The sequence below is a fragment of the Limnohabitans sp. genome (assembly GCF_036804465.1).
Lineage (GTDB): Bacteria > Pseudomonadota > Gammaproteobacteria > Burkholderiales > Burkholderiaceae_C > Limnohabitans.
Genome location: NZ_DAIRSK010000031.1, coordinates 1 through 12,825 on the forward strand (window position 1 = coordinate 1; position 12,825 = coordinate 12,825).

Below are 12,825 nucleotides of genomic sequence, written 5' to 3' on the forward strand. Positions count from 1 at the left end.
GAGCCGCATGACAGACATCTACCAAAGCCCCGGTGACCGGTTGCGATTTGAAATATTGCTGAAGTCATTGACCGAAGGCAGCATCAATTTGGCTGTCCTGAGCGAGCGCGACATGGTGCTCGATTACTACGGCAGCTTGTTTGAAGAACGCTTGCGTGCCAAGGGAGAAACCCACATCGAGTGGTGCAGCTCCACGAACTCTGAACAACTGGTTCAAAAATTCAACGAAATTTTGTCTGAAATCACGCTTGACCAAGCCTTAGAAAAAGACAAAAAACACGCCCCGCGTCGCTTCTTGGTGTTTCGCGATTCCATTTTGATGCAAGACTTTGAGCTGCAGTTGCTGGCTCGTTTGGTCAATGGGTTTCCTGCTGGCAACATCAGCGTGATTTTGCTCATCAACAGTGCTGCCAACTACCTCGGCAAGGTTGAGGCCTTTGGTAAAAATTTGATCAAGTGGGAAGTTGAATCCGACCACGGTGAGGCCAAACATAAATTGACCGATTGGGTGGCTAGCGAGCCTGTGCCCGCTCTATCGCCGACGAAGATTGAGCCAACTTTTGCGAGTGAGTTGCCCACGCTCAATGAAGAGGCATCCGCTGTCTCCAAGCTGCTCAATTTGCCGACCAAAACAGCTTGGCGTGTGCCTGGTTTTGGCAAAAAAGAAGAGCCAAACTTGGCAGCACAAGCGTTGCCTGCATTTGTCCCGCCCCCTGTGACGGTGCCATTGGCCCCATCTGCGGCTTTGCCTGTGTCGGATTCAGCGCCTGCAGCTACCGAGGGCGCCGTGTTCCAGCGTGCGCCTAGTCGCTCCTACGCTGGTTGGGCGCTGTTGTTGATGCTCTTGTCGGTGGCGGCTTTGGCTGCTATGAACAAAGATTGGGTGTTGCAAGAGGCGGAGTTGTTCAAGAAATACCTGCTGCGCGGCACACCCGCTGCGCCAGCGCCTGACGAAGTGGCCCGGGCTGCAGCCAGCGACCAGGCCTTGGCCTCTGCTGAGTCAGCCGCATCTGCGGCGGCACAAGCTTCACTGGTGGCCAGCCAAGCGCAGGATGCGGCTTCGGCGGCCAGCGCTGCGGCAGCGCCAGCGCCTGAGCAAACAGCCGAGCAGAAAGTTGAGCCTCCAACTGAGGCTAAATCAGAGCTGAAATCGGAACCTAAATCGGAGCTGAAAGTGGCTCCCAAGCCTGAAGTCAATCCAGATGAGGCTTGGATCAAGCAATTGCCTGCCAACGGCTATGTGGTTCAGTTGGCGGCCATGGACACACAGGCTGACATGCAGAGCTTTCAGCGCAGCAACGCTGTGTATGCAAAAACCAGAATCATGCGCGCGCGCCAAAAAGATACAGGCAAGCGTTACTACATTTTGATCGCTGGCCCTTTTGAAACCAAGGCTCAAGCCGATGCATTCATGCAGTCCAGTCCCTTGGTCGCCAAAGGTTGGTTGCGTAGCACCAAGTCGATGCAAACCCAATTCAACCAGTCCTGATCGTTTGTTGGAAACAAGCCTATGACTCAATCACCCCATTCATCTCTGCCCGGCGAGGTTTCCGAGTCAGATGCCATTCACCTCGAAGCCTCCCCATTTGAAGCGGGTTATCAGCCTGGATCTCTGCCTCGGTTTTCGGTGCCCGACTTGCCTGAGGATGCGCAAGGGCTGAGTGCTGAGGCTTTGGCCAAGGTGCCCACTTTGACCGAGTTGGTCAACCATGCAGCCGACGAGCCAGTGGTTCCAAAGCACAGAGAGGCCCAGTCCGCACCCCCAATTGCGCCTGAGGAGGCAGAGCAGACCCAGGCTTTGGCTACCCAAAACCTTGCTACTGCGGGCTTAGAAGCTCAAGACAAGCCTGCTCAAGCCGATCTATGGAGCGAAGAGCTGCAGGTTCGCATCGGCAAGCTCGCAGACGACATACACATCCTCAACGCACGCTTAGACCGGCTTGAGGAATTCACCAAATTGAAGGTTTGAACATGGCTGACGAACAACAACCGACACAAGACACGACCGAGCCTGAACAAGCCATGGTCGACGTCGAGGCAACTGCTGATCGCCTGACTGAAATTGCGTCTCAATCCTTGGACACCAATGAGGTGGCGCGTCAGATTGAAGAGCTCACTTCGGTGGTGTTGGATTCGGCTGAGGTGTCGACTCGCTCTGCTTCGATCGCGGCTGACGTCAGTGCCACCATGCGTGCGGTGGTGTCTAAGATTCAGGAAAACAACCAACGCAATGTGATGCATTCACGCATCATGTTGGCTGCTTTTTGTACCTGTTTGCTGATTGCCATGGGCATTTTCTTTGCTATCACCATGAAGATGACTCAGTCCATCAAAGAGCTCGACACCATGATCTACGCCATGGCCAAGCGCGTGATTGAGGTGGATGCCAGTTTGACGGCGATCAGCAAAACCAACTCTGATTTTTCGGAAATCACCGACAAGCAAGACGAAGTCATCACCACCCAAACCCAGGTGGCCAAGCGTTTGGAAGAGCTCGGCAAGAGCATGGCGTCTATGCCAGCAGTGGTGGTCGCAGAGGCCAACAAGTCCAGCGATCCCAAGTTCAAGGACATGCAAAAGCAACTGAGCACGTTGGACAGCAAGTTGCAATCTCTCGATGGCAAGTTGCAATCCGTGGCTGAAAAAGCCGTGTCTCGCATGCCTCCTCCCGCGCCTGCGGCTCAACAAGGCCCGAGCACGCAAGTGTTGTTGAGCGAAATTCAAAAGATCAAGTCCGATTTGAATGCGGCGGTGCAGGTGCGTGAACGCACGCAAACAGCGGCTGAGGCCTCGGCCATCAAGTCCATCGAAAAGACCCTTGATCGCGCCACCGAGGCTGCCAACGAGGCACAAAAGGCTGCTGACAAAGCAGCCCAGTCGGCCAAGACAGCCATCGAGTCACAAAAAGCCGCTGCTGCGTCTGAGAAAGCATCTGCTGCCGAGCGCTTGGCTCAGCAAAAGGCCGCTGCCGAACGCGCTGCGATCATGCGGATGCAGCCTGAAAAGCCTGTGAAGTCAGCGGAGCAGGTGGCTGAGGAAAAGGCCGCTGCTGAACGCGCTGCCGCCGCGCGTGCCGCCAAGGCCGCCGCTGACAAAGCTGCTGCCGACAAGGCCGCTGCCGCAGAGCGCGCTGCTGCGGAAAAAGCGCGTGCAGCTGCAGCGGCATCAGCAGCTGCAGAGCGTGCTGCTGCCAACGTGCCGCCACCCGTGGTGCGTGAAAAACCTATTCAATACCCACGTGTGCCGGATTAAATTCCAAAGCGCTGTGGGTGGGCGAGCGGCCAGTCGCTGAACACAGCGGGCAAGGCGCTCACATCGTCTTTGAGCAAAACACCTGTTTCTAGGGTGTCGATCAAGTCGGACAAATGCAAGGTCTGAGTCTCACTCACGCGGCGCATAAAGTGACGGGGTGTGAAGTCATGGGGTGTTTGCAGGCCCGAGGCTTCCATCAATTCTTGCAAGGCTTCTAGGGTGTGGGTGTGAAAGTTGTGCACCCGATCGGCCTTGCTGGGCACGATCAAAGCCATTTGGCGTTTTGGGTCTTGGGTGGTGACGCCGGTCGGGCAGTTGCCGCTGTGGCAAGTTTGGGCTTGGATGCAGCCCAGCGCAAACATGAAGCCGCGTGCACTGTTGCACCAGTCGGCGCCCAGCGCCAAGGCACGCGCGATGTCAAAGGCGCTGACAATTTTGCCGCTCGCACCCACCCGAATCTCATCGCGCAAGCCAGCACCCACCAAGGTGTTGTGCACCAAGCGCAAAGCTTCTTGCAGGGGCATTCCCATGTGGTCAGAAAACTCAAGCGGGGCGGCGCCCGTGCCACCCTCTGCGCCATCGACCACGATGAAGTCGGGGCGAATGCCCGTTTCCAACATGGCTTTGACAATGGCAAACCATTCCCAAGGATGACCTATGCACAGCTTGAAGCCCACGGGCTTGCCTTCGCTGAGGGTGCGTAGCTGTTGGATAAAAGTCATGAATTCCAGCGGCGTAGAAAAGCTGCTGTGTGCGGCGGGTGAAATGCAATCTTGTCCCACCATCACACCGCGCGCTTCGGCAATTTCTTCGGTCACCTTGGGGCCGGGTAGCACACCACCGTGGCCGGGTTTGGCGCCTTGGCTGAGTTTGACCTCCACCATCTTGACTTGGGCAGAGCGTACGTTCTCCACAAAGTGCGCTGGGCTGAAATGACCATTTTCGTCGCGGCATCCAAAATAGCCTGAGCCAATTTCCCAAATTAAATCGCCGCCGTGAGCGCGGTGGTGGCGTGAGATAGAGCCTTCACCGGTGTCGTGTGCAAACCCTCCCATCTTGGCGCCTAAGTTCAAGGCTTGAATGGCGTTGGCGCTCAAGGCACCAAAGCTCATAGCCGACACGTTGAAGAGGCTGATGTCGTAAGGCTGTGCGCAGTCTTTGCCGCCTACCTTTACACGAAAGTCGTGGCCAGCGAGGTGGCTGGGGACCATGGAGTGGTTGATCCACTCGTATCCAATGGCACGCACATCGAGTTGTGTGCCAAAAGGGCGTTTGTCGGTCTCACCCTTCGAGCGCGAGTACACCAAGCTGCGCTGGGCACGCGAAAAAGGGGCAGCTTCGGTTTCGGACTCTAAGAAATACTGTCGAATCTCGGGGCGAATGTATTCAAACATGAAGCGCAAATGCCCAATCACTGGGTAGTTACGCAAGATGGAGTGGTGAGATTGTTGAAGATCGCGTATGCCAACGAGCGTCAGCATTAAAAAGATGGTGGGCCACCACCCGCTCATGCCCATGACGCTTGAGCCTAGCAGCGAGACAATGAGTAGCACAACCGAGGCAATGAACGCGGTGTAGCGCACCGGATAGATTTGATTGAGTTTGTCCAGCATGCGCAGTGCTCCTGAGCGAAATGGTTTATCGTTTGTGGGACAGTTTGGCCGACAGTTTGGTTTGTGCGAGGGCGGATACCTCGGCTCGCAGGCGCGCCGAAGAAAGCTGCTGGTCTGCTGCGTGTTGGACATCAGACAAATGCGACAAAATCGTGCTGCGCAAATTGACCAATTCGTGGTCCAGCTTTTGCAGCCGCTCTTGAAGCTCGCGTTGCAAGGCCATGCGTTCGGTCAACAGGTTCACCTCAGCGGCAATGGTGCGCCAAGTTTGTGTCAACTCATCACTGGGCGGCACCCGCAACTGTTCAAAGAGTTCGTGGATGAGCGGGTCAAACACGGGGGATGCTTGGCCTGTAGGTGGATCTGGAGGTTCTGTGAGCGTGGGGACGTTGTCAGGCACCCTAGGCTTTGAGGGCGCTGCGGCTTGCTGGGTGTGGGATTGCAAAATCGAATTGACATCACCCCACCCCGACTCAGGGGTGTATTGCTTGAGTCCTTTGAAGGACAAAAATTGGGGTTCGGAACTCATTTGCTAAGAACGCCCATGGACATGCGTTTGAGGAACTGGGGAATGCCCATAGACGCAATCTGTGTGTTTTGTGGTGCGCCTACATGCGCTGCGGATTTGTTAGCCATCTCTTCTGGGCGAATTTTGTGCATGCGGTGCCTGCCCAAGATCGAATATTGGCTAGACAGCGTGGTTGCGTTTGCCAGCACGTTTTGACGGTTCATCACGGTGCCAAGCATGTCGGGTGACTTGTTGCGCGTCGGGGTGGTTTGGCGCATGCCTTGTGCAGATTTGCGCATTTCGCGCGCGGCACACACCGATTGGCCAAATTCGTTGAACGAATTGCCACAAGCGTCTTGCAAGTCCATCAAGTAGCCACGCTCAAACATTTCACGGGCCGATTGGGCTTCGAGCACGGGGGGTGCGAGCATGAAGCTGACTGGAAAACGTTGCTTCGAAAAAATATCACTTTGCAGTTGCTCGGGTTGAACGCGGGTTGGGCACACCAGCAAGGTGGGCGGGGTATGGATGGCCGAGTCAAATACCCAACGGTGGCGGCTCAAAAAGCCTGCGGTGGCCGCCAATTCAATTTCAGATACCGAGGTCGGGACGATCACCAAGTCGTACTCGAACATCAACTCACCTGCGATGGAGTCGGTCCATGTCAAATCGCAAATCACCACCTGGGTGCTGCTGGCAGCGCGGCGAAGGTGCAGACGGGCGTCCAAAATCGGGCGGTTGCCCCCCTGGTCCAAGGGCAGGATGTGGTGTTGCACCACCACACCAATGTTGGGCGCACGTGTCAGCCAGGTGCTGGAGGATCCGTGGGTGTCAAAGTCAATCAGGGTGACGGTTTGACCTTGGCGACGCATGAAAGCGGCCAAATTAGCAGACACCGTGCTTTTACCCACGCCACCTTTTTGACTGGTGACCAAAATTTTGAAAGTTGACATCTTGTTATCCTTCCAGCTGAGTAATCAGCACTTCATGTTTTTGTATTTCATACATCCCGAAATTTCTTGCGGGATGTGGAATTTACATGGGCATGGCCTCCACGGTCAATGTGATGTTTTGTTGCGATTTAGGAGCTGAATGTGCCTATTTACCTTCAAATTAACCCTTTTTAACTCATTCAGTTGATTAAAAGAAATAATATTAACAAAATTACCTATGTCATTGATTTATAGAAGTTTTTTCGGATGTGTCAAAAAAAACAACACTTTTAACAAAGTTGGTCTCCGTTAAAATTTTAGGATTCATTTTTAAATTGAAAAAAATCATGTTTCAAAGTCTGCAAGCCAGCCTGTTGCTGGTGGGCCCGATTCTTTTTTGTAAGTGCTGAGCCCATGCAACTCAACAGCGAAATCATCACCACACCACCGAGGGCTTCAGCCACGGTGGTGTTGTTACGAGACGAGCCCCAAAATGGCTTGGAGGTGTTTTTGCTGCGTCGCCACACAGCCTCGGCCGTGTTGGGTGGCGCGTATGTGTTTCCGGGTGGCAAGTTAGATGACGCGGATTGCAGCTCGGATGTGCATGCTTTTTTGGACACCTCAACGCAAGAGCTGCAGCGCGCGCTGGGCGAGGCTGATTTGGCTGCGCCCACGGCTGCTGGCCTGTATGTGGCTGCCATTCGCGAGGTGTTGGAGGAGTGTGGTGTGTTGTACGCCCGCTTACAAGACAGCCAAGCCTTGGCGCATGACGCTGGGCAGCGTCAGCGGTGGCAGCAAGCGCTGCATGGTGGGCAAGGTTTTGTGCAGGTGTTGCAAGGCGCAGGCTTGCGTGTGGACACGCAGCACTTGGCGCCTTGGTCGCGTTGGATCACGCCGGTGCAACCCTCGGTGACCAACCAGCGTTTTGACACGCGTTTTTTTGTGGCGGTGTTGCCCAAGGGCCAGTTGCCAATTCACGACAACATCGAAGCCACTGACAGCGTGTGGCTGAGCCCTTTGGAGGCCTTGACGCGCTATTGGGCGGGGGCGATGCCGCTGGCTCCGCCGCAGATCATGACCTTGGTGTCTTTGGTGTCACACACCTGTACGGCGAGTGTGTTGAACTTGGCAAAGCAGCAAACGCCGCCTTTGGTGTTGCCAGAAACTTTTGATGAGCATGGGGTTCGCAACTTGTGCTACCCCGGTGACCCGCGACATTCTGTGCAACAACGTGCCATGCCTGGGCCGACGCGTTTGCGTTTTGTGGCGGGGCGTTTTGAGCCCACTCAGGGCTTTGAGGAGTTTTTATGAACACGGTGTCTGCCTTTGATTTGCAGGGTAAGAAGGGCTTGGTGCTTGGCTTGGCCAATGAGCACAGCATTGCTTGGGGGTGTGCGCGTCAAGCGCATGCCATGGGCGCTGAGGTGGTGGCCTCGTGCCTGAACGACAAAGCCCGTCCTTTTGTTGAGCCACTCACCCAGCCGCTGGGCCTCGCGCTGCACACCTGCAACATTGAAACACCAGATGATTTAGAAAAGCTGGTGGCTCATGCTGTGGCCCAGCTGGGCCGCTTGGACTTTGTGATTCACTCCATCGCTTGGGCACCGTTGGCCGATTTACATGGCCGCGTGATTGACAGCTCAAGTGTGGGCTTTGCCCGTGCCATGGAGGTGTCGTGCCACTCCTTTGCCACCTTGGCCAAACTGTGTGCACCGCACATGACGCAAGGGGGCAGCATGGTCACCATGTCTTACTTGGGGGCGGATGAAGCTGTGCCGCACTATGGACTGATGGGGCCTGTGAAGGCTGCCCTTGAATCCTTGGTGCGCTACATGGCTGTGGAGCTTGGACCCCAAGGCGTGCGGGTGTATGCGGTGTCGCCTGGGCCGATTCCCACCCGTGCTGCCTCGGGTATTGAAGGCTTTGACGCGCTCATGCAACACAACATCGCCAAATCGCCGCTGGGCCGATTGGTGACGCTGCAAGAAATTGCCAACCTCAGCACCTTTTTGTGTACCGATGCCGCCAGCGGTATGACGGGACAAACCATTTATGTTGATGCCGGCAGCCACGCCGTGAACTGAAGAACACCATGAACGACATCACCGACTTCACCAATGACGCCAACAATGAGTGGCTAGAAAACCACCCCTATGACAGCATCGTGGTGGGGCAGTCGGCTCGTTCAGTACGCACCTTGACTTTGGCCGATATCCAAGCCTTTGCCGCAGTGTCGGGGGACACCAACCCTGCGCACTTGGACCCTGAATACGCCAATGCGTCTTTGTTTCATGGGGTCATTGGTCATGGCATGTGGGGCGGTGCGTTGATCAGCACGGTGTTGGGAACCGTCTTTCCAGGCCCTGGCACGATTTACCTTCAGCAAAACCTGCACTTCAGCCGCCCCGTGCGAATTGGCGACACCTTGAATGTGACCGTCACGTGCATGAGCAAACAAGACGACAAAAAAACCATAGAACTCGACTGTGTGTTGGTCAATCAAAAAGGCGAGCGTGTGCTGTATGGCGTGGCCAAAGTCATGGCCCCCACCGAAAAGCTGCGCATGCCGCGCATTTATGCGCCGCACATCAGCCTGTTTGATCCTGAGCAACGCCATGCCAACTTGCTGGCGCTGGGCGCACACCTTGAGGCTGTGCGTTGTGGTGTAGTGCATCCGTGTGACGTCGACGCATTGCAGGGCGCGATGGATGCCCACCATGCAGGCCTGATTCAAGCGGTGCTGATCGCGCCCGAGAAAAAACTGCGTGCCATGGCCGCTCAAGCGGGCATTGATTTAACCGGCATTGAGGTCATTGACGTGGCCCACAGCCATGAGGCGGCTGACGTGGCCGCTCAAATGGCAGCCAACCAACAACTCGAAGCCTTGATGAAAGGCAGCCTGCACACGGACGAATTGATTCACGCCGTGATATCGCAAAAAGGTTTGCGTACGGGGCGACGCATGTCACATGTGTTTCGCTTTGAGGCGCCCATGTATCCCAAGCCCTTGTTCATCACCGATGCCGCACTGAACATTGCGCCCACCTTGGCCGAGAAAGCGGACATCGTGCAAAACGCGATTTTGTTTGCGCACATCATGGGCGTGGCCTTGCCCAAAGTGGCCATTTTGTCGGCAGTCGAAACCGTCAGTGCCAACATTCCTTCCACCATCGATGCGGCTGCTTTGTGCAAGATGGCCGACCGAGGGCAAATCACAGGCGGTTTGCTAGATGGCCCGCTTGCGTTTGACAACGCCGTGTCTAGTCACGCGGCCGAGATCAAACACATTGCCTCTGCGGTGGCAGGCCAAGCCGATATTTTGGTGGCACCCGACTTGGAGTCGGGCAACATGATGGCCAAGCAGCTCGAGTATTTGGCAGGCGCCTTGGGTGCAGGTGTGGTGTTGGGCGCGCGCGTGCCAATTGCCCTGACCAGCCGTGCAGACAGCCCCGCCACCCGCAGCGCTTCGGCCTTGTTGGCCAAGCTGATTGCGCACCACAACCGCACGCATCCTGCATGAGCATTTTGTCTGTCAATGCGGGCTCATCTAGCCTGAAGTTTGCCCTGTATCCCCTCTTGGGCGAGGTGATTGGCGAGGCACAAGTCTCGGGCAGCGTTGAAGGCTTAGAGCCATCGGGGCAAGCGCGCATTCACTGGATGGCCACGGGGCAAAGCAGAGAAACATCCGCGATAGTGGTGCAGCCTGGCCAAGATGTGTTTGATGCTGCGCTCACTGAGCTCAAGGTGTTGTTGGCCTCTCGCTTTGCGTATTTGCAAGTGCAGGCGATCGCGCACCGTGTGGTGCACGGCGGTGCGTTCTACAGCAGCAGCGTGCGTGTGACGCCCAAGGTGATGGCGCAACTCGCTACGCTCAATGCGTTGGCACCGCTGCATCAGCCGCATAACTTGGCGGGCATCAACGCCTTTGCAGACGCCTTTGCCGACGTGCCACAAGTGGCGTGTTTTGACACGGCGTTTCACCGCTCCTTGTCGCCGCTGGAAACCACCTTTGCGATTGATAAAAAGCTCACCCAACAAGGCGTGCGCCGCTATGGCTTTCATGGCCTGTCTTACCAATACGTGAGCCAAGTGCTTCAACGCCAAGTGCCGCGTTCAGCTGGCCGCACCGTCATGGCCCACCTAGGCAACGGTGCCAGTGTGTGCGCCACCACCGACCACCAAAGCCGAGCGACCACCATGGGCTTTTCAGCCTTGGATGGTTTGATGATGGGCACACGCAGCGGTGCGTTAGACCCAGGCGTGTTGCTGTACTTGATGGAGCAGGGCTGGAGCCACGATCAAATCCAAACCTTGCTTTACAAACAAAGTGGTCTGCTGGGTGTGTCTGGCGAGAGCGCTGACATGCGCACCTTGCGTGCGTCATCTTCGGAGTCAGCGCGCTTTGCCATTGATTTGTTTGCCCACCGCTTGGTGCGCGAAGTGGGGGCACTCAGTGCCTGCATTGGCGGCCTCGATGTGTTGGCCTTCACGGGCGGCATTGGCGAGCACGATGCCTTGCTGCGCCAACAAGTGGGCGATGCCCTGCGCTACCTTGGCGTTCATGTGAATGCAGCCCGCAACGAAGCGGCCATTGGCAACAACTTGGCTTCGATTCACGCTGACAATAGTTCAGTTGAGATTTGGGTCGTCCCCACCGATGAAGGCCGTGTGGCTGCACAAGACGCTTTGGCGTTTTTACAAAAATAATTAAGAAAGTACGGCGTGAACATCAAAGACGCAATGAGCTGCTTTACCACTGGCGTGACCGTGGTGACCGCGCATACCCAAGGCCAAGACTGGGGCATGACTTGCAACTCTTTCAATACCGTGTCGCTCGATCCGTCCATGGTGCTGTGGAGCGTGCGCAAAACCTCGGCCAGTCACCACGCCTTCGTCACCGCAGGGGGCTACATGGTCAATGTGTTGGGCGCTCAGCAAAAAGACATAGCACTCAACTTTGCACAGGGCGCGCAAGCCGAGCGCTTTGCAGACCAAAAGCTGGTGCGTGGTGTCAACCAACATCCGCGCTTGGCGGATGTCATTGCTTGGTTTGATTGCAACATCACGCAAGTGGTGTCTGCAGGTGACCACGACATCTTGATCGGTGAAGTGCTTGACTTTGGTGTGCAAGCTGGTCACGGCTTGGCGTATGCACAACGCAGCTTTGGCGTGCTCGCACCCTTCGAGGACTGATCCATGGACGTCTACATCAGTTGGGCTTTCATTCTGGGCGTGATGTGCTCGGTCTCTTTGGTGATCGGTGCCTTGATTGGCATTTATTTCAAGATGTCCCAACGCATCGTGGGTTTGATGGCGGCCTTTGGCGCGGGGGCCTTGTTGTCGGCCCTGGCGATTGAATTGGTGGCGCCTTCGATCGATGCTTTTGTGCATGCCAACTCGCCCGATGTGCGTGCCATTGAAGTGCGCAACTTCTTTCATTTGGTGGCCGGTGCCTTTGTGGGGGGCATTGTTTTTGTGATGCTCGACTGGGTACTGATCGAGCACGGCGGCTACTTGCGCAAAAAGGCGTCTCTGATCTCAAAAGTCATGCATGAGCGGGCGCACCTGCCGCAGCATCACATCCAGCCCTTGCCCACGGCCCAAGAACTAGAAAAAACACATGCCTCACACGGCAATGCGGCGGTGGCTATTTGGCTGGGCAACTTGTTGGACGGTTTGCCCGAGAGCTTTGTGGTGGGCACCGTGCTCATGGCCACGGTCACGGCCAGCCTCCATGCGGGGACGCCTGTGGCGTTTTGGGATGTCTTGCCCTACACCTTGCTGGCGGGTTTGTTTTTATCGAACTTACCCGAGGCTTTGTCTAGCTCCGCGCAAATGCGCATGCAGGGCATGAGCGTGCAACGCATCGTGCTGATGTGGCTGTCGCTGGTGCTGATGACTGGCATTGCCGCTGCGCTGGGCGCGATCATGGGTGGGTGGGTGCCGCACAACGTCATGGTCTTTATTGAGGGCTTGGCCGCAGGCGCCATGCTCACCATGATTTGCGCGGCCATGCTGCCCGAAGCCACCCACTTGGCACCGCCTAACTGGGTGGGCTTGGCCACGTTGAGCGGCTTTTTTTCGGCCTTGTTGTTCAAGGTGCTCGAATAAGCGGCAGCCTGAATGCTTTACAATATGCCCCTGTTCGGTGGTATAGCTCAGTTGGTTAGAGCGCAGCATTCATAATGCTGATGTCGCAGGTTCAAATCCCGCTACCACCACCAAAATAAAAACCCACAGTCGCAAGGCTGTGGGTTTTTTCTTTGCGCCCTTGCTTTTCAATGGGTCTTGGGTTGAAAAATCTACAAAATAGAAAATATGTTAAGTTGGCAAAATTGGAGAATTAAATGGAAAAGCTGTTTTTTTGCGTGGCTACATGTGCAGTTTTTGCCACACTTTTTGCTTGTGGGGGAGGCGCAGGCAACGCTGTGACGAATGCTTCACCGCAAGAAACATTGACGCGAACGACTTCAAATAACTCAACATCTGGTGTTGTATCGCACGTGATTTTGAACATGTC

General features: G+C 55.8%; 12 protein-coding genes and 1 tRNA gene. 10 read left to right on the forward strand and 3 right to left on the reverse strand.

The features are described 5' to 3' along the window. From V7Q41_RS13060 to V7Q41_RS13070, 3 genes are all read left to right on the forward strand, one after another. Positions 1–1,489, forward strand: a 1,489-nt coding sequence (locus V7Q41_RS13060) for an SPOR domain-containing protein (protein ID WP_333846384.1), incomplete at its 5' end; no start/stop codon positions are given. A 21-nt stretch (positions 1,490–1,510) separates the two neighbouring features. Continuing rightward, positions 1,511–1,969 (forward strand): hypothetical protein, encoded by a 459-nt coding sequence (locus tag V7Q41_RS13065; RefSeq protein ID WP_333846385.1) that lies wholly within the window; start codon positions 1,511–1,513, stop codon positions 1,967–1,969. Positions 1,970–1,971: 2 nt separating this feature from the next. Then, a complete protein-coding gene (locus V7Q41_RS13070) occupies positions 1,972–3,252 on the forward strand; it encodes a hypothetical protein (RefSeq protein ID WP_333846386.1) in 1,281 nt (426 codons plus the stop codon). Here V7Q41_RS13070 and V7Q41_RS13075 read toward each other — a convergent pair. Genes V7Q41_RS13075 through V7Q41_RS13085 form a run of 3 tightly spaced genes read right to left on the reverse strand, consistent with a single transcriptional unit; the run spans position 3,249 to position 6,326 of the window. Continuing rightward, positions 3,249–4,865, reverse strand: coding sequence for an FMN-binding glutamate synthase family protein (locus tag V7Q41_RS13075; protein ID WP_333846388.1), 1,617 nt, complete (start codon positions 4,863–4,865; stop codon positions 3,249–3,251). The two genes, V7Q41_RS13070 and V7Q41_RS13075, sit on opposite strands and share 4 nt — an antisense overlap. A 25-nt stretch (positions 4,866–4,890) precedes the next feature. Continuing rightward, the gene (locus tag V7Q41_RS13080; RefSeq protein WP_333846389.1) at positions 4,891–5,394 is read right to left on the reverse strand and encodes a hypothetical protein; all 504 of its coding nucleotides are present in this window, start codon (positions 5,392–5,394) and stop codon (positions 4,891–4,893) included. Then, a complete protein-coding gene (locus V7Q41_RS13085; RefSeq protein ID WP_333846391.1) occupies positions 5,391–6,326 on the reverse strand; it encodes a ParA family protein in 936 nt (311 codons plus the stop codon). Before V7Q41_RS13085 ends, V7Q41_RS13080 begins: the two co-directional genes overlap by 4 nt. Before the next feature lie 393 nt (positions 6,327–6,719). Between V7Q41_RS13085 and V7Q41_RS13090 the strand changes: the two genes are divergently transcribed. The 7 genes from V7Q41_RS13090 to V7Q41_RS13120 all read left to right on the forward strand — a co-directional run bounded on the left by V7Q41_RS13090 (position 6,720) and on the right by V7Q41_RS13120 (position 12,529). Next, complete coding sequence (locus V7Q41_RS13090; RefSeq protein ID WP_333846392.1) at positions 6,720–7,616, forward strand: NUDIX hydrolase; 897 nt, start codon at positions 6,720–6,722, stop codon at positions 7,614–7,616. After that, positions 7,613–8,389: an enoyl-ACP reductase FabI gene (gene fabI / locus V7Q41_RS13095; RefSeq protein ID WP_333846393.1), complete on the forward strand. Its 777-nt coding sequence runs from the start codon at positions 7,613–7,615 to the stop codon at positions 8,387–8,389. The genes V7Q41_RS13090 and fabI overlap by 4 nt, the downstream gene beginning before the upstream one ends. Before the next feature lie 8 nt (positions 8,390–8,397). Beyond that, complete coding sequence (locus tag V7Q41_RS13100) at positions 8,398–9,825, forward strand: bifunctional enoyl-CoA hydratase/phosphate acetyltransferase (protein ID WP_333846394.1); 1,428 nt, start codon at positions 8,398–8,400, stop codon at positions 9,823–9,825. Beyond that, on the forward strand, positions 9,822–11,012 hold the full coding sequence (locus V7Q41_RS13105; RefSeq protein WP_333846395.1) for an acetate/propionate family kinase: 1,191 nt from the start codon (positions 9,822–9,824) through the stop codon (positions 11,010–11,012). The genes V7Q41_RS13100 and V7Q41_RS13105 overlap by 4 nt, the downstream gene beginning before the upstream one ends. 15 nt (positions 11,013–11,027) lie before the next feature. Further along, positions 11,028–11,498 (forward strand): flavin reductase family protein, encoded by a 471-nt coding sequence (locus V7Q41_RS13110; protein ID WP_333846396.1) that lies wholly within the window; start codon positions 11,028–11,030, stop codon positions 11,496–11,498. 3 nt (positions 11,499–11,501) lie between these two features. Beyond that, positions 11,502–12,416, forward strand: a complete 915-nt coding sequence (locus V7Q41_RS13115; protein ID WP_333846398.1) for a ZIP family metal transporter — start codon at positions 11,502–11,504, stop codon at positions 12,414–12,416. Between the two features lie 36 nt (positions 12,417–12,452). Next, positions 12,453–12,529 (forward strand) — tRNA-Met (locus V7Q41_RS13120). Positions 12,530–12,825: the final 296 nt, after the last annotated feature.